Below are 25,572 nucleotides of genomic sequence, written 5' to 3'. Positions count from 1 at the left end.
CGCGCGGTGCTGAAGCGTGTCGAGGACGGGCCGGCGATCGTCGCCTGCAACAGCTGTCGCCTGTCTCCGGAGACGCGCGCGGACGGCGACGGCGTCACCGGCGGCGGACGCCTGGTCGAGGCGTTGCGCACGGTCAAGGCGCGCGACCCGCGCTATGCGGGGATCGCGGTGCAGGACATGGCCTGCCTGTTCGCCTGCCAGGATCATTGCACCGTCCATCTGCGCGCCCCCGACAAGGTCGGCTATGTCATGGGCAGGTTCGCACCCGATGCGGATGCCGCGCGCGCGATCCTGGACTATGCCGTCGCCTATGCCGACAGCGACCATGGCCGCGTCGCCTATTCGGACTGGCCCGAGGGGGTGAAGGGCCATTTCATCACCCGCACCCCACCGCCGGGATTTGTCGTCGAATGAGCCATTTTCCCACTCCAGCCGCGTTTCGTACCGCGCTGGCCGCATTGCCGGTCGCCGACGCGACCGCGCGCGCCGCGGCACAGCGGCGGCAGGATCAGCTGACCAAGCCCGCCGGATCGCTCGGCCGGCTGGAGGCGATCGCGGTCTTCATCGCCGGGTGGCAGGGTCGCGAGCGACCGCGGATCGAGCGCGCGCGCGCCGCGATCTTCGCCGGCAATCACGGCTTCACCGTCCACGGCGTCAGCGCCTTTCCGGCGAGCGTGACCGCTCAGATGGTCGCCAATTTCGAGGCCGGGGGCGCGGCGATCAACGCCCTGTCGGGCGCGGCGGGAATGGAACTGAGCGTCACCGCGATCGACCTCGACACGCCGACCGCGGATTTCACCACCGGTCCGGCGATGTCCGAGGCCGAATGCCTCGCCGCACTGGAGGCGGGCGCGGCGGCGGTCACGCCCGATCTCGACCTGATCGCGGTCGGCGAGATGGGCATCGGCAATTCGACCGCCGCGGCGGCCCTGTGCGCGCGCAGCTTCGGCGGGGCGGTCGCCGACTGGGTCGGTCCGGGCACCGGCGTCGATGCCGAGGGGATCGGCCGCAAGGTCGCGGTGATCGAGCGCGCGCTGGCGTTGCACGGCGACGCCGCGGACGATCCGTTCGAGACGCTGCGGCGGCTGGGCGGACGCGAGATCGCGGCGATCGCCGGCGCCGTCGTCCGCGCGCGCCAGCTGGGCGTGCCGGTGGTGCTGGACGGGTTCATCAGCTGCGCGGCACTGGCGCCGCTGGCCGAGGCAGCGCCCGGGATCACCGCGCATTGCATCGCCGGCCATTGTTCGACCGAGCCGGGGCATCGGCGGCTGCTCGACCATCTGGGGCTGGAGCCTTTGCTGAGCCTGGGCATGCGGCTGGGCGAATGCAGCGGCGCCGCGGTCGCGGTCGGCGTGATCCGGTCGGCGCTGGCGGCGCATGACCGGATGGCGACGTTCGACGAAGCCGCGGTCTCCGGGGCGCTGTGAGCGGCTTCGCGCTTCATCTGCTGCGCCACGGGGCTCCCGAACGGCCCGGGCGGCTGATGGGGCGCACCGACGATGGGCCGACTGCCGAGGGGATCGCCGCCTGCATGGCGAGCGCGCAGGGTCTGGCGATCGCGCGGCTGGTGACGTCCGACCTCCAGCGCGCCCGTCGCGCCGCCGAGGCGATCGCCCGCGACCTCGGCCTGGTTCCGGTGACCGATCCACGCTGGCGCGAACTGGATTTCGGAGACTGGGACGGGTGCGATCCCGCCACGATCGACCCCGGCGCGCTTGCCCGATTTCATGCCGATCCGGAACACGCACCGCCGCCCGGCGGCGAGCGCTGGTCGCAGCTGACCGAGCGGGTGTCCGCCGCGATCGACGCACTGGCGCCGCTTCCAACGCTGGTCGTCACCCATGGCGGAGCGATGCGCGCTGCGCTGCACCTGTTGTGCGGGTTCGACGCGCGCCAGATCTGGGCGTTCGACCTGCCCTGTGCCGCCTTGCTGTCTCTTCGGGTCTGGCCGGGCGAGAAGCGGTTCGCGCAGATCACCGGACTGCGCACATGAAGGGGCTGATCGTCGCGATCCAGTTCCTGACGCGCCTGCCGACGCCGCGCCTGTCGGTGACGTCGGATGAATTCGCAGCGTCGATGCGCTGGTTTCCTGCCGTCGGCCTGCTGATCGGCGCGCTCGTTGCCGGCGCAGGATGGGCGGGCACTTGGATCGATCCCTGGACCGGTGCGCTGGTGGCGCTCCTCCTCTGGGTCGCGGTCACCGGGGCGCTGCATCTCGACGGACTGGGCGATGTCGCCGATGCGTGTGGCGCGGCGCACAAGGATCGCGACCGGATGCTGGCGGTGCTTGCCGACCCACATCTGGGCAGTTTCGGCGCGGTCTCGATCGCGCTGCAGCTGATCGCCAAGCTGGTGCTGCTGCACGGGCTGATCGAGGCGCAGGCATGGCCGGCGATCGCGCTGGTCCCGTTCGCGGCGCGGATCGGCCCGCTGACCTGGTCGCGCTGGCTGCCCGATCTCCATGCCGGGCTGGCCTCGCGGTTTCGCAATGCGGTGCGGCCGGTCGACCTTGCCATCTGGTTCACGCTGCTGCTGACGGGCGTATGGGTCGTGCCCGACCTGCTCGCCGCGCCGCTGCTGATCGCAGGCTGGGGCCTGTGGCTTCGCGCGCGGCTGGGCGGCATTTCCGGCGACGGGCATGGCGGGGGAATCGAGATTGTCGAGAGCGGGCTGCTGCTCGCCGCGCTGATCGCGCTGCGGCTCGCATGAGCGCGCGCTGGACCTGGCATGGCGGCGGGATCGACGCGGCGCGGCGTGCCTTTGGCGAAGGCGATGCGCCATGGATCGACCTGTCGACCGGGATCAACCCGCATCCCTGGCCGGGCGTCGAGGCGCTGACGATCGACTGGTGCAGCCTGCCGGGACGAGACGCCCTCGCCGATCTGGAGGCGGCGGCAGCGGCGTATTTCGGTGTGGATCCCCGCCATGTCTGCGCGGTGCCGGGGACCGAAATCGGACTGCGCCTCGCCGGCAGCCTGGTCGGCGGCTCGGCGCGCTATGTCGCCCCTACCTATCGCACCCATGGCGAGATGGTCCCCGGCGCCCGGCCGATCGCGCCCGAGGCGCTGGCGGGCGAGTGCGGTACGCTGATCCTAGCCAACCCCAATAATCCCGATGGGTATATCCGGCCGCGCGATGCGCTCACTGCGCTGCTCGACGCGCGCGCGCCCGATGGCTGGCTGATGCTGGACGAAGCCTTTGCCGATACCGATCCGGCGCTGAGCCTGACGGACCAGATCGCCGACGATCGGCGGCTGCTGATCTTCCGCTCGTTCGGCAAGTTCTTCGGCCTTGCCGGGGTGCGGCTGGGCTTCGTGCTGGGCCCGGCGGCGATCCTCGAGCGGCTGCGCGGCGCGCTCGGCGCCTGGCCGGTGTCCGCCGCGGCGATCGCGATCGGGGCCGCCGCCTATCGCGACAGCGGATGGATCCAGGCGATGCGATGCCGCCTGCCCGCCGAGGCCGCGGCGCTCGACGCCGTGCTGGCGCGGCACGGGCATGTGGCGACCGGCGGATCGCCGCTGTTCCGCCTGATCGAGGTCGACGACGGCATCGCCCTGTTCGAACGGCTGGCGCGGCACGCGATCCTGACGCGCCCCTTTGCCGAGCAGCCGCGCTGGCTGCGCATCGGCCTGCCCGCCGATGGCGCGGCGCTCGACCGGCTCGACGCGGCCCTGGCCGATGGCTGAACCGATCGCGCTTGCTGCGATGGCGATCGACGCGGCGCTGGGCTGGCCCGGCCGGCTCTATCGCCGGATCGGCCATCCGGTCGGCGGGTTCGCTTGGCTGATCGCAGCCTGCGAGACGCGCTGGAACCGGCCCGAGCGAAGTGAGGCCGCACGCAAGCGGGCCGGTATCGCGACCGTCGGGGTGTTGCTTCTCACTGCCGGCGGTGGCGGATGGCTGCTCCAGTCGATGGTGCTTGCCGGTCTGGGCCGGTTCGGCTGGATCGCGGTGGCGGTGCTTGCCTGGCCGGCGCTGGCGCAGCGCAGCCTGTTCGACCATGTCCGCCCGGTGGCGCGGGCGCTGCACAAAGGCGATCTGGACAGTGCGCGCGAGGCGGTCGGCCGGATCGTCGGCCGCGATACCGATAGGCTCGACGAAGCCGGCGTGGCGCGCGCCGCGATCGAGAGCCTTGCCGAAAGCTTCTGCGACGGGGTGGTCGCGCCGCTCTTCTGGCTGTTGCTGCTCGGGCTGCCCGGCGTGTGGGCGTACAAGGCAATCAACACCGCCGACAGCATGATCGGCCACCGCGAGCCGCGCTGGCGCAGCTTCGGCTGGACGGCGGCGCGGACCGACGATGTGCTGAACCTGATCCCCGCGCGGCTGTCGGGCGTGCTGATCTGCCTGGTCGGCGGCGGATGGCGGACGATGGTGCGCGATGCGGGCAGGCACGCCTCGCCCAATGCCGGCTGGCCCGAGGCGGCGATGGCAGGCGCACTGGGGCTGCGCCTGGCCGGACCGATCGCCTATGACGGCGTCATGAAGGACAAGCCCTGGATCGGTGCCGGCCGGATGGGCTGCGACGGGCGCGATATCGACCGGGCGCTGCACCTGTACCTGCGCGCCTGCGCATTGCTGTGGCTCATCGCAGGGGGACTCGCATGGGCGCGCTGATGCTGCAGGGCACCGGGTCGGATGTCGGCAAGTCGGTGCTGGTCGCCGGGCTGTGCCGCGCCCTCGCCAATCGCGGGCTGAGCGTGCGGCCGTTCAAGCCGCAGAACATGTCGAACAACGCCGCGGTGACCGAGGATGGCGGCGAGATCGGCCGGGCACAGGCCCTCCAGGCGATCGCGTGCCGCGTGCCGCCGCACACCGACATGAACCCGGTGCTGCTGAAACCGCAGGCGGACCGCACCTCGCAGCTGATCGTGCATGGCAAGGTCCGCGGAACGCTGGGGTCGGGCAATTTCCGCGCGGCGCGCGGCGCGTTGCTGGACGAGGTTCTGGCCAGCTATCGCCGGTTGCGATCGGCATGCGACCTGGTCGTCGTGGAGGGCGCGGGATCGCCGGCCGAGATCAACCTGCGCGCGGGCGACATCGCCAATATGGGCTTTGCCCGCGCCGCCGGGGTGCCGGTGGTGCTGGTCGGCGATATCGATCGCGGCGGGGTGATCGCGGCGATCGTCGGCACGCGCGCGGTGATCGCCCCCGACGACGCGGCGATGATCCGCGGCTTCATCATCAACAAGTTTCGCGGCGATCCGGCGCTGTTCGAGGATGGCTATCGCGCGATCCAGGACCGGGCCGGGTGGCGCGGATATGGCGTGGTCCCCTGGCTGGCGGCGACCGTCCGCCTGCCGAGTGAGGATGCGGTGGTGCTCGACCGAAGCGCCCGCCCGCGAGGGGGGCGGCACATCGTCGCCTGCCCGATCCTGCCACGCATCTCGAACTTCGACGATCTCGATCCGCTGAAGCTCGAACCCGAGGTCGAGCTGGTGATGGTGCCGCCGGGCACGCCGATCCCGGGCGATGCCGCGCTGGTCGTGCTGCCGGGATCGAAGGCGACGATCGCCGACCTCGCCTTCCTGGGCGCGCAGGGCTGGGACATCGATATCCTGGCGCATCGCCGACGCGGGGGCATGATCCTGGGCCTGTGCGGCGGCTATCAGATGCTGGGTCGAAGCGTCGCCGACCCGCTGGGCATCGAGGGGCCACCGGGCACGGTCGAGGGGCTGGGCCTGCTCGATGTCGCGACGCGGCTGTCGCCCGCCAAGATGCTGCGCACCGCCAGCGGAACTGCGCTGGGCGCACCGGTGCACGGCTATGAGATGCATATGGGCGAGACCGACGGCCCCGACGCGGCGCAGCCCTTCGCTTTGCTGGACGAAACCGGCGCCGACGGGGCGATCAGCGCCGACGGCCGGGTGATCGGCACCTATCTCCACGGACTGCTCGCCTCGCCCGACCTGCGCGGGGTGCTGTTGCAGCGGTTCGGCGCGATCGGATCGGGGCGTGATCATGCCGCGGACGTCGACGCGGCGCTGGACGAGATCGCGTTGGAGCTGGAACGCCATCTCGACATCGACGCCTTGCTGACCCTCGCCATGACCGCGGAGCCGATCGCCCCATGACCGCATCCACCCACTTCGTCCTGGGCGGCGCCCGATCGGGCAAGAGCCGTCATGCCCAGGGAATGGCCGAGGCCCTGTCCGACCGCCCCGTCTTCATCGCCACCGCCGAGGCCTGGGACGACGAGATGCGCGACCGCATCGCCCGCCACCGCGCCGACCGCGATACGCGCTGGCACAGCATCGACGCCCCCCGCGCGCTGGCCGAGGCGATCGACGCGCACAGCGGCAGCGGCGCAGTGGTGCTGGTCGACTGCCTGACCCTGTGGGCGTCGAACCTGATGCTGGACGAGGCGGACATGGACCACGCGACCGGGAAGCTGGTCGAGGCGATCCGCCGGTTCGAGGGCACGCTGATCCTGGTCGCGAACGAAGTCGGGTTCGGCATCGTCCCCGACAACGCGCTGGCACGGCGTTTCCGCGATGTCGCGGGACGGATCAACCAGGCGGTGGCGGCGGCTGCGGACCAGGTGACGCTGGTGGTTGCGGGATTACCGGTGACGATCAAATCGGGCGGCGCATGACCGAGGCCACGCAAATCGCGCGACCCGGCCCCTCCCCTTCGTCGTCACCATAAAGCCGCCCGGCGCTGGCGGACGGTGCGCCGCTGGTCCATGAAGCGGCTTCACTGGGGGAAGGAATGCGGGATGTCCGGAACGGATCATGACGTGGCGCTGGCCGGGACCGCCGCGCCGGGTTTCGCGATCGCGCCGCTGGCGACGACGCGGGTGTCGGGCAGCGCGCTGGTGCCGGCCTGTGATGACGTCGGCGACGGCAGCGACGGGCTCGAGCGTGAGCGCGAGGTCGTCTTCTCCTCGATCGACCTGACTGCATGGGCGGCGGCGGCGCTGGCGGCGATCGATTCGCTGTTCCTGCTGGACCGCGCCGCCAGGATCCGGGCGGTCGATGCCGCACGCGCGACCGCGCTCGAGGCGCATCGCAAGGCGCTGGTCGAGGCGATCGTCACCACCCTTCGTCCGGTGGCGGGCATGATCGCGACCGCAGCGGAGACGGAAGCGGCGCGGACGGCGTGGCGGGCGGCGCTGCAGCTCCGGCTGGCGGCGGTATATCCGAAAACCGCCAGTGCCGCCTGGCAGATGCCCGAAGTGCCGGCCGTCGCCGCGCTCGATGCGGTGGCGCCGGCCGAACCGGACTCGATCGCGGCGGCGGCGCGCTGGTCCTATTCGGCGATCTTCGCCCAGGTGCCGACGGCGCGGGACGAATTTCGGGTATCGATCCTGATCAACGACGCGGAGCCGGCGGGTGCCTCGCCGCCGATGCCTGCCCCTGATCCTGCGCTGTTCCGGGCGCTGGCGCGGTTGGCAAGCGCGTGGCCGCTGGTCGAGCCGAAGCTGATCGCGGCGTTGAACGAAGGACGGACCGAGGTCTCAGCCGCGGCGCTGGCGCAGGTCGACGGGCTGATCGGCGATCTGGCCGCCGCCTGGGCCGGGACGGGCGAGCGGGAGGAGGCGTCGCCGCATGAACGCCAGGCGCTGGCCGGCGACGCGCAGCAATCGCGCTGGGACTATGCCTTCGACTTCGCGGCACAGCCGGAGGTGACGGCAACCCGCTCGGCCACCACCGGCGACCTGCCGCGCTGGCCGGCGATCGACGGGTTTCGCACCCCCGCCGAGGACGGCAAGGCCGAGGGCCGATACACGGCCGTCCGGCCCGCGCCGACGCGGGGACTCGCGCTGCGCTGGGACGATCTGCCTGTCGCGGTGGTGCAGGTCGTTCGGATGGAGACGGGCCTGCGCCACGACACGACCCCGTCACAGGCGGGCAAGGTCGGGGTCGCCACGGCCGATCCCGCCTTCGTCCTGCTGAGCCCGAGCGGCCCGGCCGCCCCGCCGGTGGTTCCGGCGACCCGGATCGCGGCCAGACCGTTCCGGATCGAAACCGATGCCGCAACCCTTTCGGCCGCGCTCGACACGGTGATCGCCGCGCTGCTGATCCGCGACGCCCTGCCCGGCTATCGACGGCCCGACATCGCGATCCGGGTGGAGGCATCGCACGTCACCCGCCTGAGCGATGGCGACGAGATGGAGGTCGCCGTGCCGATCCTGCTGGCCGATCGGACCGTCTCGCAAGGGCCGTCGGCGACGCCGCCGATGGCGACCGCGCAGACGTGGCGCGAGAATCTGGTCGGCGCGCTGGTCGACTGGCATGACATGACCGCCGACCAGGAGGTCGGCCTGCTGCGGCTGGCGATCTCGCTGTCCCTGCCGGACGCCGCGCCCCGCGCACCGCTGCTGCGGATCGATGCCATCGACATTCCCGTGCCGGGCGAAAGCGGCGACTGGTGGCGATAGGCGCGATCGGAAGCCGCCGGACCATTGACCACCGCCCGCCGCCTGTGGCAGGGGCAACCGCATCTGTCCGATCCCGGCCTTACGGCCGGACGGGCGGCTGGCAAGACTGACGCAAACTCAGGCGCTTGCGGGTATAGCACAATGGTAGTGCAGCAGCCTTCCAAGCTGAATACGCGGGTTCGATTCCCGCTACCCGCTCCAGCCTCCTCTACATCCAAGCTTTTACCATCCCACCTCTGATCCACGTTCTGCCCGGCGATGACCCGGAATGGGCGAGGCACGGATGACATGGCTTGCCCTCCGACGATACGCGCAGTCTTGCGAACAGGGCATGTGTTGTGTATATATTACACATAAGTCGGAAAGCGGTGATGCGCAGCCGGGAAGTCATAAAACGCCTTCTAGCGCATGGTTGGGTCGAAGTGCGGCAGACCGGAAGTCACCGGCATTTTCGCCACCCGACTCTCCCCGGCACGGCGACTGTCCCGCATCCCAAGAGCGACCTGCCGATCGGAACGCTGAAGAGCATAAGCAAGCAGACTGGGGTTCCCCTCCCATGAGCGGGCTCGCCAGACCAAGGAAGACGTGATGGCTACCGTATATTATCCGGCGATCATCGAGCGCGGCGACGACGGTTTCGGAGTGTATTTTCCAGACCTGCCCGGCTGCGTCTCGGCGGGGCGTACCGTGCAGGAAGCCGCGATCGGCGCGGAGGAAGCGCTCCAGGGGCATCTCGCGGTGATGGCGGAATATGGCGATCCGTTCCCGGAAGCCTCGGACCTGGACGCGGTTGAAACCGCCACGGACAGCGAGGAAGTCGGCCGCATTCTGGTCCGCGGCGAGCGACCCGGCAAATCGGTGCGCGTACAGATTTCGATAGAGGAAGGGCTGCTGGCGCGCATCGATCGCGTCGCTTCGAATCGCTCACGGTTTCTCGCCGAGGCTGCTCAGGCGAAGCTGGCGACCACTGTCTGATGGAACTGATGCCCAGGAGCACTGCGGGCTGAATTCTACGCCCAAGCGGAGCGCGCATTTCACCGCGCACATGCCTATATGCGGCCCCGATGACCTGCCGCTCGACACGATGACCGACACCGCCCCTCCCCTCGCACTCTACGTGCACTGGCCGTTCTGCGTGTCGAAATGTCCCTATTGCGACTTCAACAGCCATGTCCGCGAGTCGGTCGACCAGGCGGCGTGGCGCACCGCGATGCTGGCGGACCTGGCGCATGAGGCGGACCTGCTCCCCGGTCGGCGCGTGTCGTCGATCTTCTTCGGCGGCGGCACGCCGTCGCTGATGCCGCCCGAGACGGTGGCGGCGGTGATCGCCGAGGCGGAGCGGCGCTGGGGGTTTACCGACGGCGTCGAGATCACGCTGGAGGCCAACCCGTCATCGGTCGAGGCGGCGCGGTTCGCCGATCTGGCGGCGGCGGGGGTCAATCGCGTTTCGCTGGGGCTCCAGGCGCTGGACGATGCCGCGTTGCGCTTCCTGGGACGCGCGCACGGCGTCGACGAGGGGCTGGCGGCGCTGGCGACGGCGCAATCGGTGTTCGACCGGGTGAGCTTCGACCTGATCTATGCCCGGCCGGACCAGGCGCTGGCCGAGTGGGAAGCCGAACTGGCGCGCGCGATCGGCTTCGGGACCGAGCATCTGTCGCTGTATCAGCTGACGATCGAGCCCGGCACGCGCTTCGCCACGCTGTTCGAGAAGGGCGAGCTGGCCGCCTATGACCCCGACGCGGCGGCGGACCTGTTCGAGGCGACGCGGGCGATGACCGCGGCGGCGGGGCTGCCCGCCTATGAGATTTCCAACCATGCCCGGCCGGGTGCGGAGAGCCGGCACAACCTGACCTATTGGCGCTATCTCGACTATGCCGGGATCGGGCCGGGCGCGCATGGCAGGCGCGGCGGCGCGGCGACGATCCGGCGCAGGAAGCCCGAGAACTGGATGAGCGCGGTCGAGCGCAACGCGCACGGCATCGAGCGCGAGGATGTGCTGACGCCCGCCGAGCGGGGGGTCGAGGCGCTGCTGATGGGACTGCGCTTGAACGAGGGTGTCGACCTGGCGCGGATCGCAGCGCTTGCCGGGGGCGCGGCACCGATCGACGACTCGGCGGCGGCGCTGCTGGAGCGCCAGGGGCTGATGCGGCGCGACGGTGAACGGCTGTGCGTGACCGATGCGGGAATGCCGGTGCTCGAGGCGATCCTGCGCGAGGTCGTGCGGACCTGAGGGCCCGCGCGGCGGTAAACCGCGCGGGCCCTGCGATCTCAGTCGAGCTTGGCCGGCGCGGGCGACACGGTGACCACCGTCCCGCCGCGGATTTCCTGCACCTCGAGCGCGCGGTCGGCGATGCCGTCGCGGCCGAAGCGGAACGCGCCGTCGAGTCCCGCGAAGCTGCGCGAGGTCAGGTCGCGGATCGGGAACTCGCTGCCCGGGCGCCAGTCGCGGGCCATGCGCACGGTCAGCAGCACCGCATCATAGCCGAGCGTCGACAGGCGATAGGGCGCAGCGCCGAAACGGGCGCGGTACTTGCCGGCATAGGTCAGATAGTAATTATCGGGCACGCTGGCGAACCAGGCGCCGTTGAGCGCGGCGTTGCGGCCGATCCCCGAATCGGTGTTCCACAGCTCGGTGCCCAGCACCTTGGCCGCCTTGCCATTGGGCGAGCGGCGGATGATCTGCACCGCGCTGACGCCGTTGGCGCCGGTGCCTGCGATCAGGATCGCCTGATAGGGCTGGCGGTTGATCTTCGCCAGGGCGGTGGTCATCGAGCCCGGCCGGCTGTCATAGGTTTCCATCGCGGTGACGGTGCCGCCGGCCGATTCGACCGCGCGCAGCAGCGCGGTGGACGAGCGCTCGCCGTACAGGCCGCTGGGCACCAGTCCGGCGAACTGGGTCATCCCCTTGGACTTGGCATAGGCGATGACGCGCTCGATCGACTGGGCGGGCGAATAGCCGAGCACGAAGGTGCCGCCGCCGGCAACATTGGTGTCGTTCGAGAAGCTGAGCACCGGCACGCGGGCCGAACGCGCGATCGGCGCGACTTCGCGCGCATCCTCGGCCAGCAGCGGGCCGAGAATCAGGCGGTTGCCGTCGGCGATCGCGCGCTGCGCCGCCTGGGCGGCACCGGCCGAGGTGTCGTAGCTGGTGATGCGGATATTGTCGGCATTGGTGTCGAGGATCGCGAGCTGGGTCGCATTCTCCAGCGACTTGCCGACGCCGGCGTTCGGACCGCTAAGCGGTACGAGCAGTGCGACGCGGTGGCGCTCGACATCCTGGGGCAGGCCCGGCGTGATCGGGCGATCGGCGGGACGATCGCGCGGGCGCTCTACCGGAGGACGCTCGGGCGGCGGGCCGCCGCGCGGACCGCCGACGCAGGCCGCTGCGAGAAAGCCCAGGCCGAGCACGGCCCAGCGGAGCGCTCCACGCACCCCCTGTCGATTTGCGTCGCTGTCTGCCATGACTCTCCCCGATGAACTCAACTCTTACGCCCGGCCTCTATATCGTCGCCACGCCGATCGGCAATCTCGGCGACCTGTCTCCGCGCGCATCGCACATACTCCTGAACGCCGATGTGGTTGCCGTCGAGGACAGCCGTGTGACAGCGGGGCTGTTTCGCCATCTGGGCGCGAAGGGGCGGATGACGCCCTATCACGACCATAATGCCGATGCGGTGCGCCCCGGACTGGTCGCGCGCATGGCGAGCGAGGTGGTGGCGCTGGTCAGCGATGCGGGAACGCCGCTGATCTCCGACCCCGGGTTCAAGCTGGTGCGCGACGCGCGCGCGGCTGGCCATGCGGTGACGACGATTCCTGGCCCCTGCGCGGGAATCGCCGCGCTGACGCTGGCGGGGCTGCCGACCGACCGGTTCCTGTTCATGGGGTTCCTGCCGTCGAAACAGCAGGCGCGCGGGCAGGTCATCGCCGAGATCGCCGCAGTCCGCGCGACCCTGGTGTTCTACGAATCGGGGCCGCGGCTGTCAGCCGCGCTGGCCGCGCTGGCCGAGGGGCTGGGCGACCGGGAGGCGGCGGTGGCGCGCGAGATCACCAAGAAGTTCGAGGAATGCGTGACGGGGTCGCTGAGCGAGCTGTCTGCGCGATATGCGGATGCGCCGCCCAGGGGCGAGATCGTCATCGTCGTCGCACCGCCGGGCGAAGCCGCGCCGGCCAGCGAGGCGGACGCCGATTCGGCGCTGGCCGAGGCGTTGACTCGCCTGCCCCCGGCCAAGGCGGCGGGCGAGGTCGCCAAGCGACTGGGGCTCGACCGGCGCGAACTCTATGCCCGGGCGATGGCGCTCAAGGCATGAAGCGGGCGCCGTCCGAGGCACGCCGCGCCGCCGAGACGCGCGGCCGCGACGGCGAACGCCGTGCCGCCTGGTGGCTGTGGCTGCGCGGATGGAAGATACTCGACCGGCGGGTGCGCACGCCGGCGGGCGAAGTCGACCTGGTCGCGCGCAAGGGCAGCCTGGTCGCCTTCGTCGAGGTGAAGACCCGCGCCACCGCCGCCGAACTCGACTTCGCGATCGACGAGCGGCGGCTGTCGCGGGTGGCGGCAGCGGCGGAGTATCTGATGCCGCGTTATGCAGGCCCCGGCGACGATATCCGGGTCGACGTGATCCTGATTGCCCCGCGCAGCCTACCTCGTCATATCGAGAACGCCTGGATGGGGTGACTTATCCAAGTAAGTCACCTATGCAACCCCCGGAGGTAGCCGAATGTCGCTCAACGTCGCCGTCCAGATGGACCCGCTCGATGCGATCAACATCGCCGGGGATTCGACCTTCGCGCTTATGCTGTCGGCGCAGGCGCGCGGCCACCGGCTGTTCCATTATACCGCCGAGGACCTGAACTATTCGGACGGCCGGGTCTGGGCGAAGGCGCATCCGGTGACGGTGCAGCGGGTCGAAGGCGACCATTTCCGCTTCGGCGACCCGGTGAGCCTCGACCTGGGCGACGCCGCGGATGTCGTGCTGATGCGCCAGGATCCGCCCTTCGACCTGGGCTATATCACCGCGACCCATCTGCTCGAGCGGATCGCCGACCGGACGCTGGTGGTCAACGACCCCGCATCGGTGCGCAACGCGCCCGAGAAGGTGTTCGTGCTCGACTATGCGCACTATATGCCGCCGACGCTGGTGACGCGCAGCCTGGACGAGGCGCGCGCCTTCCTGGCGAAGCATGGCGAGATCGTCGTCAAGCCGCTGCACGGCAATGGCGGCAAGGCGATCTTCAAGGTCGGCAGCGACGGGGCGAACCTGTCGTCGCTGATCGAGGTGTTCAACACCGCCTATCGCGAGCCGCACATGATCCAGGCGTTCCTCCCCTCGGTCGCGGCAGGGGACAAGCGCATCGTGCTGGTCGACGGCGAGGTGGCCGGCGCGGTCAACCGCGTGCCGGGCGAGGGCGAGATCCGGTCGAACCTGGCGGTCGGCGGCACCGCGGCCAAGACCGAGCTGACGCAGCGCGAGCAGGAAATCTGCGACGTGCTGGGCCCCGAGCTGAAGCGGCGCGGGCTGATCTTCGTCGGCATCGACGTGATCGGCGGCGAGTGGCTGACCGAGATCAACGTCACCTCGCCCACCGGCATCGTCGCGATCGACCGGTTTAACGGCACCGATACCGGCGCGATGATCTGGGACGCGATCGAGCGGCGTGTCGCCGCGATGAAGGGCTGATACCCACCATGGGCCAGTGGCTGGACTGGGGCTATTGGAGCGTCTTCCTGCTGATGCTGCTGGAGAATGTGGTCCCGCCGGTACCGTCGGAGGCGATCATGAGCGTCGCCGGCGTGGCGGTGGCGCAGGGGCGGATGCATATCGTCCCGCTGCTGGTCGCGGGCACTGCCGGCACGCTGCTGGGCAATCTGTTCTGGTGGTGGCTGTGCCGCCGGCTCGGCTATGAGCGGCTGGAGCCCTGGGTGAATCGCTGGGGCCGCTGGCTGACGCTGGAATGGGAGGATGTCCAGCGGATCAAGCGCTATTCGGACCGGTGGGGCGGGCTGACCGTCTTCGCCTTCCGCTTCATGCCGATGGGCCGCACGCTGATCTCGATTCCGGCCGGGCTGATGCGCATGCCGTTCTGGACCTTCATGTGCTTCACGACCGCCGGCAGCCTGATCTGGAATTTCCTGCTCGTGGCGCTGGGCTGGTGGCTGGGCGCCACCTTCCGCGAGATCGAGCATTGGGTCGCCCCGATCATGTTCGCGATCGTGGCGGCGATCCTGCTGGTCTATCTCTACCGCGTCCTGACCTGGAAACCGCGCGCGCAGCGTTAGGCCAGCCGGTCCAGTTCGGCGGCGATGGTCGCGGCGAACCGCTCGAACAGCGGGATCGTCAGCGCCAGGCTGGTTTCGCGGGGGGCCGGATCGATCGCGCACAGGGTGCCGAAAAAGCTGCCGTCCTTCAGGATGATCGGGATCGAGACATAGCTCTCGAACCCGTACAGCACCGGCGTATGATGCGTCCGCCATGCCGGGTTCGCGCCGACATGGTCGATGAAGACGCCGCGCCCGCTGTCCCGGATCTCGTCGCAGATCGTGGTCTGGACCTGCAATTCCTCGCCCGGCTTCAGCCCGAACTCGATCCGGTCGATCAGCTGGCACGCGATCCAGCGGTCGGACGTGACCCGGGCGACCGCCACGAAGCCCATGCCGGTCGCGCGGCAAAGCTCGGCGAGCATCGCCTCGATCTCGGGCACGCGCTGCACGGCGGCGACATCGGCTGAATACGGGTCGGTCATCTACGCCCCCAAGGCGAAACGGCGCGGTCGATCGCGCGCCGTATCACGCTCTTGGATGGGCGGAGCGGTAGACGTCAAGCAGATGCGCCGCATCGACCGCGGTATAGATCTGGGTCGAGCTGAGGCTGGCATGACCGAGCAGTTCCTGCAGGGCGCGAAGATCGGCGCCGCGACCCAGCAAGTGCGTCGCGAAGCTGTGGCGCAGCGCGTGCGGCGTGGTGCGATCGGACAGGCCGAGCGCCACCCGGGCCGATCGGATCGACTTTCGGATCGCGCCGGGCGGCAGCGGCCCGCCCTTCGCCCCGCGAAACAGCGGCGCCTCGCGCGACACGCCCCAGGGGGTCAGGTTCGCATAGGCTTGGATCGCCTCCCGCACCTCCGGCAGCAGGGGAACGATGCGGGTCTTGCCCCGCTTGCCGGTCACGCTCATCACCTCGCCCAGCGGCAGCACCGCGCCGGTCAACCCGACCGCCTCGCCGATGCGCAGCCCGGCGCCGTAGAGCAGCAGCATGACCGCCCAGTCGCGCGCGGCGATCCAGGGCTCGTCCGCTTCTTCCGACACGCTTTCGGCGAGCGCCACTGCCTCGTGCGGCGCGATCGGGCGCGGGATGCCCCTCTTCACCCGCGGGCCGCGCAGCCGCGGCAGTTCCGCGCCCTCGCCCACCGCCCATTTCAGGAAGCCGCGCACCGCCGAAAGCTCGCGCGCAGCCGAGACATTCTCCAGTCCGCCGCCGCGCCGCTCGGCCAGGAAGGCGCGCAGATCGGCCGCGGTCACCTGGCGCAGCGCCTCGCGCTCCACCGCTCCGCCCCAATGCAGCCGCAGGAAGGCGAGCAGCCGCTCGGCCGTCGCCTGATACGCGCGTACCGTATGCACCGACCGTCGCCGGTCGCGCGACAGATGCTCGGCATAGAGCAGCGGCAGCGGCCGGCTCATCCGCCCGCGCCGCCCCCGGTGGCAGGCAGCGCGTCCAGATCTACCGCCGCGCGAAACGCCTGCCAGTCTTCCCAGACATGCTCGGGGTCGAGATCGTCATAGCCGCGCGCCTCGGCCATGCGCCGCGCCACATCGGCGGGCATGGCCATGCACACCGCGCCATCGCGGATCGCCAGCACCTCGGCCTCGTCCAGCTCCGCGCCCTTGGCCGATCGCGCCGCGACCAGCAGCGCGACCAGCGCGGGGATCGGGACGATCAGCAGATCGTCCCCGGCATCGGCGACCGGAGGGGGCGCATCGCCGGGGACGGTCATCGCCTCAGCCGATCTTCTGGCCCGACTTCGACCAGTCGGCGAGGAAGCCCTCGATCCCCTTGTCGGTCAGCGGATGCTTGACCAGCTGCTTGATCACCGAGGGCGGCGCCGTCATCACGTCGGCACCGATCTTGGCGGCTTCCAGGACATGGACCGGGTGACGCACGCTGGCGACCAGGATCTCGGTGTCGAAGGCGTAGTTGTCATAGATCAGGCGGATATCGCCGATCAGCTGCATGCCGTCGAAGCCGACATCGTCGTGGCGGCCGACGAACGGCGAGACGAAGGTCGCGCCGGCCTTCGCCGCCAGCAGCGCCTGGTTGGCCGAGAAGCACAGGGTCACGTTCACCATCGTGCCGTCGTCGGTCAGCGTCTTGCACGCCTTGAGGCCGTCGATCGTCAGCGGCACTTTCACCGCGACATTGTCGGCGATCTTCCGCACGATCTCGGCCTCGCGCATCATGCCGTCATAGTCGAGCGCCACGACCTCGGCCGAGACCGGGCCGTCGACGATGCCGCAAATCTCGCGCACCACTTCGAGGAAGTCGCGGCCGGACTTGTTGATCAGCGAGGGGTTGGTCGTCACGCCATCCAGCAGGCCGGCATCGGCCAGGTCGCGGATGTCGTTGGTGTCGGCGGTATCGGCGAAGAATTTCATCTTGGGTCCTTTGCGGAACGGTGACGGTTTCGTGACAGTTTGTTGCTGGCGGTTCGAATCGAGGCCCTCTATAGCCCCCTCGACGCCGCCGCACAGCCGGAGCCTGACCTTGCGCCGCATCTTCGCCCTGCTTGCCCCGCTGACGATCGCCACCCCGGCCTGGGCTCAGCAGGTCGATACCCAGTTATGGACGCAGGCGAATGGCAGCGCGCCGATCGCCAAGGACGTGAAAATCACGCTCGAGGGGATCGCAAGGTGGAGCGACCGGGTCGGCGGATTGTTCCATACCGAATTGGGCGGACTGGTCAGCTGGAAGACGTCGGACACGGTCGAGGTCGCGATCGGCTATCGCCACACGACTGCTCATAACGACTCCGGGATCGAGCCCAACGAGGAACGGCTGCGCCAGCATGTGATCGTGAAGCTGGGCGGCGGCTTCGCCACCCGCCTGCGCTTCGAGGAGCGATTCCATTCGGACGGCGGCGAGGTCGGGTTCCGGCTGCGGCCGCAGCTGCGCTACAACCACAAGCTGGGCAAGGGGTTCGAACTCTATGCGACGCATGAGAGCTTCCTGAACTTCAACACGACCGACTGGGGCCAGCGCGGCGGATATGAGCGGATCCGCCACACGCTGGGCGTGACCGTTCCGATCACCGAGCATATCAAGAGCGATATCGGCTATCTCAACCAGTATCGCTTCGGCCGCGACGGCGCCGAGGACCAGATCGACCATGCCGTCAGCGTCACGGTGAATCTCGACCTTTGAGAGAGCGTTTGAGATGCGCCTGTCGGCGCATTGCGGCACCGGCCCGCTCCCCCACCCGACCACCCAACGGCAGTATTCTATGGGTGGTCGGGTGGGGGAGCGGGCCGGTGCCGGACTAAAAAATCGCTCTTCCGCGATTTTTCAAACAGTCCCTGAACCGCGCGCCGTTATTCCGGCGCGACCAGCATCACCCGCGCGTCGGGCTTTTTCAGGCCGGTGAGCACCAGGCGGTAGCTGCCCGGCTGAAGCTGGAAGCGGACGATCTTGCGGATCGTGCTGCACTCCGGCCCGTGACCATGCGCGACCGACTTCAGCGCGGCGCCGCCGCCCGCGCCCGGCACCACGTCGATCCAGCCGGCCTGATCCAGCGCGATCCCGTAGCTGCCGGCGGTGGCGACGCGGAATTCGGCGGTCGCGGCACCGCCCGGCTTGGCATCCTTCGGCAGGTCGGAAAGCGTTGCGGCATCGGCCGCCCTCAGCGTCACCGCCTTGCCCAGGTCGAGTGGAGCCGAGGGCGCGGGCGCGGTCCATCCGGCGAGCGGCGCCGGCAGGGTCGCATCCATCGCCGCGCAGGGGGCGGTCTGGGCCAGAAGCAGGGCAGCCAGGATCATCGTCACGAACTCCGAAAGTCAGGACACCCCAGATACGGGATTCCAACCGCGGCAGAAATCCCCATATGAGGCGGCATGCCCGGCAACCGCGCTCGCGTCATCGTGATGAACTCCGCGCTCGGCCCGCTCGACTATCGCGTGCCCCAAGGCATGGCGGTCGAGCCGGGGTCGATCGTCGTCGCGCCGCTGGGCCCGCGCCAGCTGGCCGGCGTCGTGTGGGAGGCGGACCGCCTGCCGACCGAGGAAGTCGGCGACAACCGGTTGCGCAACCTGATGGGCGTCGCCGACGCGCCGCCGATTCCCGAGGCGGTGCGCCGCCTGGTCGAATGGACCTCGGACTATTATCTGGCGCCGCTGGCCGGAGTGCTGCGCATGGCGCTGTCCTCGTCCGCCGCCTTCGAGAACGCGCCGACCATCGTCGAATATCGCGCGACCGGCCAGGTGCCCGGCCGGATGACGCCGCAACGCGAGCAGGCGCTGGAGCGGATCGGGGACCGCCAGGGGCTGGTGCGCGAGCTGGCGACGATCGCCGACGTGTCGGACGGCGTGATCCGCGGGCTGATCAAGCAGGGCGCGATCGAATCGGTCGTGATCGATACCGACAGCCCCTATCCGCGCCCCGAACCGGGATTCGCGCCGCCGCACCTGAACCCGGCCCAGGCCGATGTCGCCGGCATCCTGCGCCAGGCGGTCGGCTCCGAAAGCTTCCAGCCGTTCCTGCTCGACGGGGTCACCGGATCGGGCAAGACCGAGGTCTATTTCGAGGCGATCGCCGCCGCCATCGACGCAGGCAGGCAAAGCCTGGTGCTGTTGCCCGAGATCGCGCTGACCGAGCCGTTCCTGACGCGCTTCGCCAAAAGGTTCGGATGCGAGCCGGTCGCCTGGCATTCGGGCCTGCGCACGTCGCAGCGGCGCCGCGCCTGGCGGGCGATCTCGCGCGGCGAGGCGCTGGTGACCGTCGGGGCGCGATCGGCGCTGTTCCTGCCCTATCCGAATCTGGGCGTCATCGTCGTCGACGAGGCGCACGAGACCAGCTTCAAGCAGGAATCGGAAGTCCATTACCATGCCCGCGACGTCGCGGTGATGCGCGGCAAGTTCCAGCACTGCCCGGTGATCCTCGCCTCGGCCACGCCGGCGATCGAGACGCGCAACCAGGTCGAGCTGGGGCGGTACGAGGAGCTGAAGCTGCCGGGCCGATACGGCAAGGCCGAGCTTCCCGAGATCGAGGCGATCGACCTGATCGCCGAACCGCCGGCACGCGGGCGCTGGCTCTCGCCGCGGCTGGTGGTGGCGATCGACGCGGCCCTGGAGCGCAAGGAACAGGCGCTGCTGTTCCTCAACCGGCGCGGCTATGCCCCGCTGACGCTGTGCCGCACCTGCGGCCACCGCTTCCAATGCCCCAATTGCACCGCCTGGATGGTCGAGCACCGGCTGATCCGCCGGCTGACCTGCCATCATTGCGGCCACACCCTGCCCACCCCCGAAATCTGTCCCGAGTGCGAGGCCGAGGACAGCCTGGTCGCGTGCGGCCCCGGCGTCGAACGCATCGCCGACGAGGCCAAGGCGCTGTGGCCCAACGCCAATATCGCGATCGTCACGTCGGATACGCTGTGGTCGCCGGCCAAGGCGGCCGAGTTCGTGCGGCGGATGGAGCATGGCGAGATCGACATCGTCGTCGGCACCCAGCTGGTGACCAAGGGCTATCACTTTCCGGACCTGACCGTGGTCGGGGTGGTCGATGCCGATCTGGGCCTGGACGGCGGCGACCTGCGCGCGGCCGAGCGGACCTTCCAGCAGATCATGCAGGTATCGGGCCGAGCCGGCCGGGGCGAGAAGCCCGGAACCGTATTCATCCAGACCCATTCGCCCGACGCGCAGGTGATGCAGGCACTGGTCAGCGGCGATGCCGAGGCCTTCTACGCCGCCGAGACCGAGGCGCGGCGCGACGCCGGTGCCCCGCCCTTTGGCCGCTATGCCGCGATCATCGTCTCGTCGGAGGAGAAACAGGCGGCCGAGGATGTCGCCCAGCGGATCGGGCGGACGGCGCCGCGACTGGACGAGATGACGGTCTATGGCCCCGCCCCCGCCCCGCTGGCGATGCTGCGCGGCCGCCACCGCTACCGACTGCTGGTCCATGCCCGCCGCGCCTTCGACGTGCAGGACATGATCCGCGAATGGCTGGGCGCCCTGGAATGGTCGCCCAAGGTTCGGGTCATTGTGGATGTTGATCCCTATAGCTTCGTGTGAGGCCGGGACCTAGGCTCCTCCCATTCGGGGGGAGGATGAGATGATGCTGCGCATCCTGTTGGTGCTGGTCATGCTGCTGGCCGGGTCGTCGGCGGCCCGCGCGGAATGGCACGAGGTCGGCAGCCCGCATTTCGTGATCTATGCGAACGACCGGCCCGACCGGATCCGCAGCTTTGCCGAGATGCTTGAACGCTATGACCAGGCATTCCGCATCTATCGCAACCTGCCGAACACGCCGGTCGCGCCCGCCGGCCGGCTGACCATCTATGTCGTCGGATCGGCAGGAGAGGTATCCCGGCTGGCCGGATCGCAGAGCGTCGCAGGCTTCTACACCGGTCGCGCCACCGGCTCGCTGGCATTCGTTCCGCGGCTGACCAGCGGCGGCAGCGAGACGCTCGCCGGACAGCTCGTGCTGTTCCACGAATATGCCCATCACATGATGTTCTCGATCTTCGCCCAGTCGGCCATCCCGGCCTGGCTGGTCGAAGGCTGGGCGGAATATCACGCGACGGCGAAGGTCAATTCCGACGGTTCGGTGACGTTCGGCGGCGTGGCCAACCACCGTGCCGCGGGCATCCTCGACAATGCAACGCCTGCGGCGATGCTGCTCGACAGCAAGCGGGCGATCATGCCCGATCAGCAGATGGAGTCCTTTTACGGTCGCAGCTGGCTGCTGACGCACTATGTGACCTTCGATCCCGCGCGCCGCGAACAGTTCATCCGCTATCTCCGCGCGATCAACGAGGGGACGTCGTCGGACGAGGCGGCGAAGCTGTTCGGTGATCCCAGACAGCTCGACCGCGAGCTGGACCGCTATGCCCGTGGCAGCCTGGTTGCCCGGACGGTACCGGCAGACCAGATCAGGATCGGCACAGTGACTGCCAGGCCGCTGAGCGCCGGCGAGGCCGCAGTGATGCAGGTGCGGATCCAGTCGGACCGCGGCGTGAACGAGCAGACCGCGCCGGGCGTCTATGCGGCGGCGAAGAAGGCGGCCGCGCCCTTCCCCGACGATCCCGGCGCACAGATCGCGCTGGCCGAGGCGGCCTATGACGCCGACGACTACGAAGCGGCGCTGGCCGCCTGCGAGCGCGCATTAAAGACGGATCCGAAGGCGATGGAAGCGCTGATCTACAAGGCGATGGCGATGATGGCGGTCGCCGCCCGCGACAAGGACACCACGCCCGCCCGCTGGAGCGCGATCCGCAAGGTGATCGGCACGGCAAACCGGCTGGACCCCGACCATCCCGAACCGCTGATCCTCTATTATCGCAGCTTCGTCGACGCGCAGCAGCGCCCGAGCGACCTGGCCAAGGACGGGCTGGTGAAGGCGTTCCAGCTCGCCCCGTTCGACGAAGGCCTGCGGCTGAACGTGGCGTCGATGCTGATCGCCGACAGCAAGCCCGCGGTGGCGCGAACCATCCTGCTGCCACTGGCCAATCACCCGCACGATACCGGGGATGCGAAGGCCGCGCGCGACATGATCGCGGCCATCGACAAGGGCGAGGACGGTACGAAGACGCCGGAGGCAAAGGCGGCCGGAGCGAAACCGGTCGACTGACGTGCGGGCTCGCCTCGCATCTGTTCACCTCATAATGGATGTATTCGGCATCGCGTTGCTCCGGGCCGGCGGCTAGCGTATCCGCCGACGGGGGTGTCGATGATCCGCTTTATCCTGATGATGGCCGCGTTGACGTGCTGGCCGGCCGTGGCGCGCGCAGACTGGCACGAAGTCAGCAGTCCGCATTTCGTCATCTATGCCGACGACAAGCCGGAGCGGATCCACAGCTTTGCCGAGGCGCTGGAACGCTTCGACCAGGCGGTCCGGGTCCTGCGTCGCCTGCCCAACACGCCGGTCAACCCGGCGAGCCGTGTCACCATCTATGTCGCCGGGTCCGATGCGCGGATCGCGAAATTCGCCGGATCCCAGGGGATCGCCGGCTTCTATGCCGGCCGAGCCAGCGGGTCGGTGGCGTTCATACCGAAGCTGGAGACCGGCGATTCGTTGATGACCGGGCAGTTGGTGCTGTTCCATGAATATTCGCACCACCTGATGATGACGCACTATGCGCAGGCGGCCTTTCCCCTCTGGCTGACCGAGGGCTGGGCGGAATTTCATGCCACCGCCAAGGTCAGCCCGCGCGGCGACGTTTCCTTCGGCCACGCAGCAAACCATCGCTCCTACGGAATCCTGCGTGACAAGATCGCGCTCGAACAGGTGCTGAAGGGGTTCGACGGTATCAACCCGCTGAACATGGACTCCTTCTATGGCCGAAGCTGGCTGCTCACCCATTATCTGAGCGTCGATGCCGGACGGATCGAGCAGTTTGCCCGCTATATCGACGAGATCAACAAGGGCACGCCTGCGCTGCAGGCGGCAAAGGTGTTCGGCGACCTCAAGGCGATGGATCGCGAGCTCAACCGCTATTCACGAAAGTCCCTCCTGATCCGGACGGTGCCCGCCGAACGCATCACCATCGGCCGGATCACCTCCCGCCCCCTGACCCCCGGCGAGGCCGCGCTGATGACGGTCCGCATGGAATCGCACAGCGGCGTCACCCAGAAGACGGCGCCGCGCGTCTATGCCGCGGCGAAGAAGGCCGCCGCCCCCTATCCCGATGAACCGGCCGTCCAGATCGTGCTGGCGGAAACCGCCTTTGACGCGGGGCTCTATTCAGAGACGCTGGCTGCCTGCGAACGAGCGCTGACGCGCGACCCGAAGGCGATGGATGCGCTGATCTACAAGGCGATGGCGATGATCCAGATCGCCAAGCTGGACAAGGCACCGCCCGAACGCTGGACCGAGATCCGCCGCGTCATCGCCGCAGCGAACCAGCTCGACCGTGATCATCCCGAACCGCTGATCCTCTATTATGCCAGCTTCGAGGAAGCGGACCAGAAGCCGACCGATCTCGCCAGCCTCGGGCTGCAACGCGCGTTCGAGCTTGCCCCGTTCGATTCGGGCCTCCGCTTCAAGACCGCGTCGATGCTGATCGACCATGGCCGCGCCGACACCGCACGCAGCATCCTCGCCCCGCTTGCCTATGACCCGCACGATCTGCGCGTTGCGAAACGGGCGCAGGACATGATCGCCGGCATCGATGCGAAGCCCGGGGCAAGCGGCGCGGCACCCGATGCGAAGGGGAAATCGCTCGATCGACGCCCTCAGCCACCGGCCGCGGTGCCGTCATTGTGGAGGTGATCGGTCTGGCGCGGCGCGGGACGGATGGATAGCCTGAGCCATCGAGGGGGGACGGGGTCATGGTTCGCGCGCTGCTGCTGTTGTTCTTCGCGATCATGCCGGGCGTCGCCCGCGCGCAATGGTATGAGGCGAGCAGCCCGCACTTCATCGTCTATTCGCAGGAGCGGCCGGAAGGGCTGACGCGGTTCGCGCGGAACCTGGAAAAATACGACCAGGCCGTGCGCATCATGCGCAACCTGCCCAATGATCCGGTGCCGCCCGCGTCGCGGCTGACCGTCTATGTCCTGGGATCGGTCAACGCGGTGGGGAACCTTGCCGGCAACGACAATGTCGCGGGTTTCTACTCGGGGCGGGCCAGCGGATCGGTCGCGTTCGTGCCGCGCTATGCCGGGGCGGACAAGTTCGACCTCAGTTCGCAGCAGATCCTGTTCCACGAATATGCGCATCACCTGATGCTGAGCGCGTTCGCCAACAGCGCCTTTCCGTCCTGGCTGATCGAGGGCTGGGCCGAGTTTCACGCCACCGCGACCTTCGAGTCGACGGGATCGGTGATGTTCGGGCGGCCGCCCTATTACCGTGCCGAGGGCATCCTGCTCGACCAGCGATCGCTGCCGCTCGCGCGAATGCTGTCGGGCGACACCGACAAGATGACCGACACCCAGACCAACGTGATGTACGGCCGCGGCTGGGCATTGGTGCATTTCTTCACCTTCGAGCCGGCGCGCGGCGCGCAGTTCAGCAGCTATATCAAGGGGATCAACGAGGGAAAGGCGCCGGCTCAGGCCATGACGGCGTTCGGCGACGTGCGCACGCTCGAGCGCGAACTGGACCGCTATGTCGGCAGGCGGTTCATGACCGGGCGCGAGGTGAAGAAGGATGCGCTGAAGATTGGCGAGGTCCGCATCCGCGAGCTGACGGAGGGCGAAGCCGCGACGATGCGCTCGCGCATGCGGACGAAACGCGGCGTGAACGAGAAGACGGCGCCGGGCGTGTACGCCGCCGCGCGCAAGGCGGCTGCGCCCTATCCCAATGATCCCGGCGCACAGATCGTGCTGGCCGAAACCGCCTATGATGCGGGCGACTATGCCGAGACGCTGGCAGCGTGCGAGCGCGCGCTGGCGGTGCAGCCCAATTTGATCGACGCGCTGCTGTTCAAGGCAAAGGCGCTGATGGCGATCGCGGTGCGCGACAAGGACATGTCCAAGCCGACCTGGACCAGCATCCGCAAGAGCATCATCGCCGCGAACAGGGTCGACAACGACCATCCCGAGGCGCTGATCCTGTATTTCCAGAGCTTCGTCGATGCCGGGGTCGAGCCCAGCGAAACCGCCAAGGACGGCCTGTACCGCGCCTTCACCCTGGTGCCGCAGGACCGCGAGCTGAGGATGACCGCCGCCCAGATCTTCCACAAGGATGGCAAGCTGGACGTCGCGCGCATGCTGCTGCGCCCGCTGGCGCACGACCCGCATAATCGCGGCATGGGCGAGGCTGCGACGGCGCTGATCGCGATGATGGACGCCGAGGAGAAGCGCAAGGGTGCCGGGGATGCCAAGCCCGCTGCGCCGGGTGCGCCTGCCCCGGCCGGCGGCGCGACACCGGCGGAGCCCACGAAGACGTTGTGAGGTTGCCGCGTCGCCTTCGCGATAGCCCTACCGATTTCGTCACCCGCCACCTTGAACCCGCCCGGCTTTTCGCCGAAATGCCGGGCGACAAGTCCATGGGGTG

The 25,572-nt window shown here is 69.2% G+C and carries 27 protein-coding genes and 1 tRNA gene; 22 read left to right on the top strand and 6 right to left on the bottom strand.

Features of this window, described 5'->3' with window-relative positions; genetic code table 11:
• Positions 1-6: 6 nt before the first annotated feature.
• The 13 genes from TPR58_RS13470 to hemW all read left to right on the top strand — a co-directional run bounded on the left by TPR58_RS13470 (position 7) and on the right by hemW (position 10,610).
• The gene (locus TPR58_RS13470; RefSeq protein ID WP_346247197.1) at positions 7-414 is read left to right on the top strand and encodes a DUF1636 domain-containing protein; all 408 of its coding nucleotides are present in this window, start codon (positions 7-9) and stop codon (positions 412-414) included.
• Positions 411-1,427: a nicotinate-nucleotide--dimethylbenzimidazole phosphoribosyltransferase gene (gene cobT, locus TPR58_RS13465; protein ID WP_346247196.1), complete on the top strand. Its 1,017-nt coding sequence runs from the start codon at positions 411-413 to the stop codon at positions 1,425-1,427. The genes TPR58_RS13470 and cobT overlap by 4 nt, the downstream gene beginning before the upstream one ends.
• On the top strand, positions 1,424-1,993 hold the full coding sequence (locus tag TPR58_RS13460) for a histidine phosphatase family protein (protein WP_346247195.1): 570 nt from the start codon (positions 1,424-1,426) through the stop codon (positions 1,991-1,993). Before cobT ends, TPR58_RS13460 begins: the two co-directional genes overlap by 4 nt.
• The gene (locus TPR58_RS13455; protein WP_346247194.1) at positions 1,990-2,709 is read left to right on the top strand and encodes an adenosylcobinamide-GDP ribazoletransferase; all 720 of its coding nucleotides are present in this window, start codon (positions 1,990-1,992) and stop codon (positions 2,707-2,709) included. The genes TPR58_RS13460 and TPR58_RS13455 overlap by 4 nt, the downstream gene beginning before the upstream one ends.
• Positions 2,706-3,686, top strand: a complete 981-nt coding sequence (locus tag TPR58_RS13450) for an aminotransferase class I/II-fold pyridoxal phosphate-dependent enzyme (protein WP_346247193.1) — start codon at positions 2,706-2,708, stop codon at positions 3,684-3,686. Before TPR58_RS13455 ends, TPR58_RS13450 begins: the two co-directional genes overlap by 4 nt.
• On the top strand, positions 3,679-4,614 hold the full coding sequence (gene cbiB, locus TPR58_RS13445) for an adenosylcobinamide-phosphate synthase CbiB (RefSeq protein ID WP_346247192.1): 936 nt from the start codon (positions 3,679-3,681) through the stop codon (positions 4,612-4,614). Before TPR58_RS13450 ends, cbiB begins: the two co-directional genes overlap by 8 nt.
• On the top strand, positions 4,602-6,071 hold the full coding sequence (locus TPR58_RS13440) for a cobyric acid synthase (protein ID WP_346247191.1): 1,470 nt from the start codon (positions 4,602-4,604) through the stop codon (positions 6,069-6,071). The genes cbiB and TPR58_RS13440 overlap by 13 nt, the downstream gene beginning before the upstream one ends.
• The gene (cobU, locus tag TPR58_RS13435; RefSeq protein ID WP_346247190.1) at positions 6,068-6,592 is read left to right on the top strand and encodes a bifunctional adenosylcobinamide kinase/adenosylcobinamide-phosphate guanylyltransferase; all 525 of its coding nucleotides are present in this window, start codon (positions 6,068-6,070) and stop codon (positions 6,590-6,592) included. The genes TPR58_RS13440 and cobU overlap by 4 nt, the downstream gene beginning before the upstream one ends.
• Positions 6,593-6,715: 123 nt before the next feature.
• Positions 6,716-8,380: a hypothetical protein gene (locus TPR58_RS13430; RefSeq protein WP_346247189.1), complete on the top strand. Its 1,665-nt coding sequence runs from the start codon at positions 6,716-6,718 to the stop codon at positions 8,378-8,380.
• A 127-nt stretch (positions 8,381-8,507) separates the two neighbouring features.
• A tRNA-Gly gene (locus tag TPR58_RS13425) sits at positions 8,508-8,581 on the top strand.
• Positions 8,582-8,751: 170 nt separating this feature from the next.
• Entirely contained in the window at positions 8,752-8,940 is a 189-nt protein-coding gene (locus TPR58_RS13420; RefSeq protein WP_346247188.1) for a type II toxin-antitoxin system HicA family toxin, read from the top strand.
• A 28-nt stretch (positions 8,941-8,968) separates the two neighbouring features.
• Entirely contained in the window at positions 8,969-9,355 is a 387-nt protein-coding gene (locus TPR58_RS13415; RefSeq protein WP_346247187.1) for a type II toxin-antitoxin system HicB family antitoxin, read from the top strand.
• A 109-nt stretch (positions 9,356-9,464) separates the two neighbouring features.
• Complete coding sequence (hemW, locus tag TPR58_RS13410) at positions 9,465-10,610, top strand: radical SAM family heme chaperone HemW (RefSeq protein ID WP_346247186.1); 1,146 nt, start codon at positions 9,465-9,467, stop codon at positions 10,608-10,610.
• 38 nt (positions 10,611-10,648) lie between these two features.
• Here hemW and TPR58_RS13405 read toward each other — a convergent pair whose 3' ends face one another.
• Positions 10,649-11,842: a penicillin-binding protein activator gene (locus tag TPR58_RS13405; RefSeq protein WP_346247185.1), complete on the bottom strand. Its 1,194-nt coding sequence runs from the start codon at positions 11,840-11,842 to the stop codon at positions 10,649-10,651.
• Positions 11,843-11,853: 11 nt separating this feature from the next.
• Here TPR58_RS13405 and rsmI point away from each other — a divergent pair, with 11 nt between their 5' ends.
• The 4 genes from rsmI to TPR58_RS13385 are packed head-to-tail and all read left to right on the top strand — an operon-like array spanning position 11,854 to position 14,654.
• Positions 11,854-12,687 (top strand): 16S rRNA (cytidine(1402)-2'-O)-methyltransferase, encoded by an 834-nt coding sequence (gene rsmI / locus TPR58_RS13400; RefSeq protein ID WP_346247184.1) that lies wholly within the window; start codon positions 11,854-11,856, stop codon positions 12,685-12,687.
• The gene (locus tag TPR58_RS13395) at positions 12,684-13,052 is read left to right on the top strand and encodes a YraN family protein (protein ID WP_346247183.1); all 369 of its coding nucleotides are present in this window, start codon (positions 12,684-12,686) and stop codon (positions 13,050-13,052) included. Before rsmI ends, TPR58_RS13395 begins: the two co-directional genes overlap by 4 nt.
• Before the next feature lie 43 nt (positions 13,053-13,095).
• Positions 13,096-14,055 (top strand): glutathione synthase, encoded by a 960-nt coding sequence (gshB, locus tag TPR58_RS13390; RefSeq protein WP_346247182.1) that lies wholly within the window; start codon positions 13,096-13,098, stop codon positions 14,053-14,055.
• Positions 14,056-14,063: 8 nt separating this feature from the next.
• Positions 14,064-14,654, top strand: coding sequence for a DedA family protein (locus TPR58_RS13385; RefSeq protein ID WP_346247181.1), 591 nt, complete (start codon positions 14,064-14,066; stop codon positions 14,652-14,654).
• On the opposite strand, the gene TPR58_RS13380 is transcribed toward TPR58_RS13385, so the two are convergent.
• From TPR58_RS13380 to fsa, 4 genes are read right to left on the bottom strand one after another with little or no spacing between them, the layout of a single operon-like run.
• Positions 14,651-15,118, bottom strand: coding sequence for a GAF domain-containing protein (locus TPR58_RS13380; protein ID WP_346247180.1), 468 nt, complete (start codon positions 15,116-15,118; stop codon positions 14,651-14,653). The genes TPR58_RS13385 and TPR58_RS13380 overlap by 4 nt on opposite strands.
• A 43-nt stretch (positions 15,119-15,161) precedes the next feature.
• Positions 15,162-16,052: a tyrosine recombinase XerC gene (locus TPR58_RS13375; protein WP_346247179.1), complete on the bottom strand. Its 891-nt coding sequence runs from the start codon at positions 16,050-16,052 to the stop codon at positions 15,162-15,164.
• Complete coding sequence (locus TPR58_RS13370) at positions 16,049-16,366, bottom strand: hypothetical protein (RefSeq protein WP_346247178.1); 318 nt, start codon at positions 16,364-16,366, stop codon at positions 16,049-16,051. Before TPR58_RS13370 ends, TPR58_RS13375 begins: the two co-directional genes overlap by 4 nt.
• Before the next feature lie 4 nt (positions 16,367-16,370).
• Positions 16,371-17,024: a fructose-6-phosphate aldolase gene (gene fsa / locus TPR58_RS13365; protein ID WP_346247177.1), complete on the bottom strand. Its 654-nt coding sequence runs from the start codon at positions 17,022-17,024 to the stop codon at positions 16,371-16,373.
• A gap of 109 nt (positions 17,025-17,133) precedes the next feature.
• On the opposite strand from fsa, the gene TPR58_RS13360 reads away from it, so the two are divergent.
• Positions 17,134-17,790 carry a DUF2490 domain-containing protein gene (locus tag TPR58_RS13360; RefSeq protein WP_346247176.1) on the top strand — a complete coding sequence of 219 codons (657 nt, stop codon included), beginning with the start codon at positions 17,134-17,136 and terminating at the stop codon, positions 17,788-17,790.
• Between the two features lie 167 nt (positions 17,791-17,957).
• Here the strand turns inward: TPR58_RS13360 and TPR58_RS13355 are convergent, their stop codons facing one another.
• The gene (locus tag TPR58_RS13355) at positions 17,958-18,401 is read right to left on the bottom strand and encodes a hypothetical protein (protein ID WP_346247175.1); all 444 of its coding nucleotides are present in this window, start codon (positions 18,399-18,401) and stop codon (positions 17,958-17,960) included.
• Between the two features lie 75 nt (positions 18,402-18,476).
• Here TPR58_RS13355 and TPR58_RS13350 point away from each other — a divergent pair, with 75 nt between their 5' ends.
• The 4 genes from TPR58_RS13350 to TPR58_RS13335 all read left to right on the top strand — a co-directional run bounded on the left by TPR58_RS13350 (position 18,477) and on the right by TPR58_RS13335 (position 25,469).
• A complete protein-coding gene (locus tag TPR58_RS13350; RefSeq protein WP_346247174.1) occupies positions 18,477-20,648 on the top strand; it encodes a primosomal protein N' in 2,172 nt (723 codons plus the stop codon).
• Between the two features lie 40 nt (positions 20,649-20,688).
• Positions 20,689-22,206, top strand: a complete 1,518-nt coding sequence (locus TPR58_RS13345) for a tetratricopeptide repeat protein (RefSeq protein ID WP_346247173.1) — start codon at positions 20,689-20,691, stop codon at positions 22,204-22,206.
• Between the two features lie 99 nt (positions 22,207-22,305).
• A complete protein-coding gene (locus tag TPR58_RS13340; protein WP_346247172.1) occupies positions 22,306-23,847 on the top strand; it encodes a hypothetical protein in 1,542 nt (513 codons plus the stop codon).
• A 59-nt stretch (positions 23,848-23,906) separates the two neighbouring features.
• Positions 23,907-25,469, top strand: a complete 1,563-nt coding sequence (locus TPR58_RS13335) for a tetratricopeptide repeat protein (protein WP_346247171.1) — start codon at positions 23,907-23,909, stop codon at positions 25,467-25,469.
• Positions 25,470-25,572: the final 103 nt, after the last annotated feature.

It is taken from the genome of Sphingomonas rustica (genome assembly GCF_039652585.1).
Taxonomy (GTDB): domain Bacteria; phylum Pseudomonadota; class Alphaproteobacteria; order Sphingomonadales; family Sphingomonadaceae; genus Sphingomonas; species Sphingomonas rustica.
The sequence above is the reverse complement of the archived record's forward strand: the minus strand, read 5'-3'. Positions and strand labels throughout refer to the sequence as shown.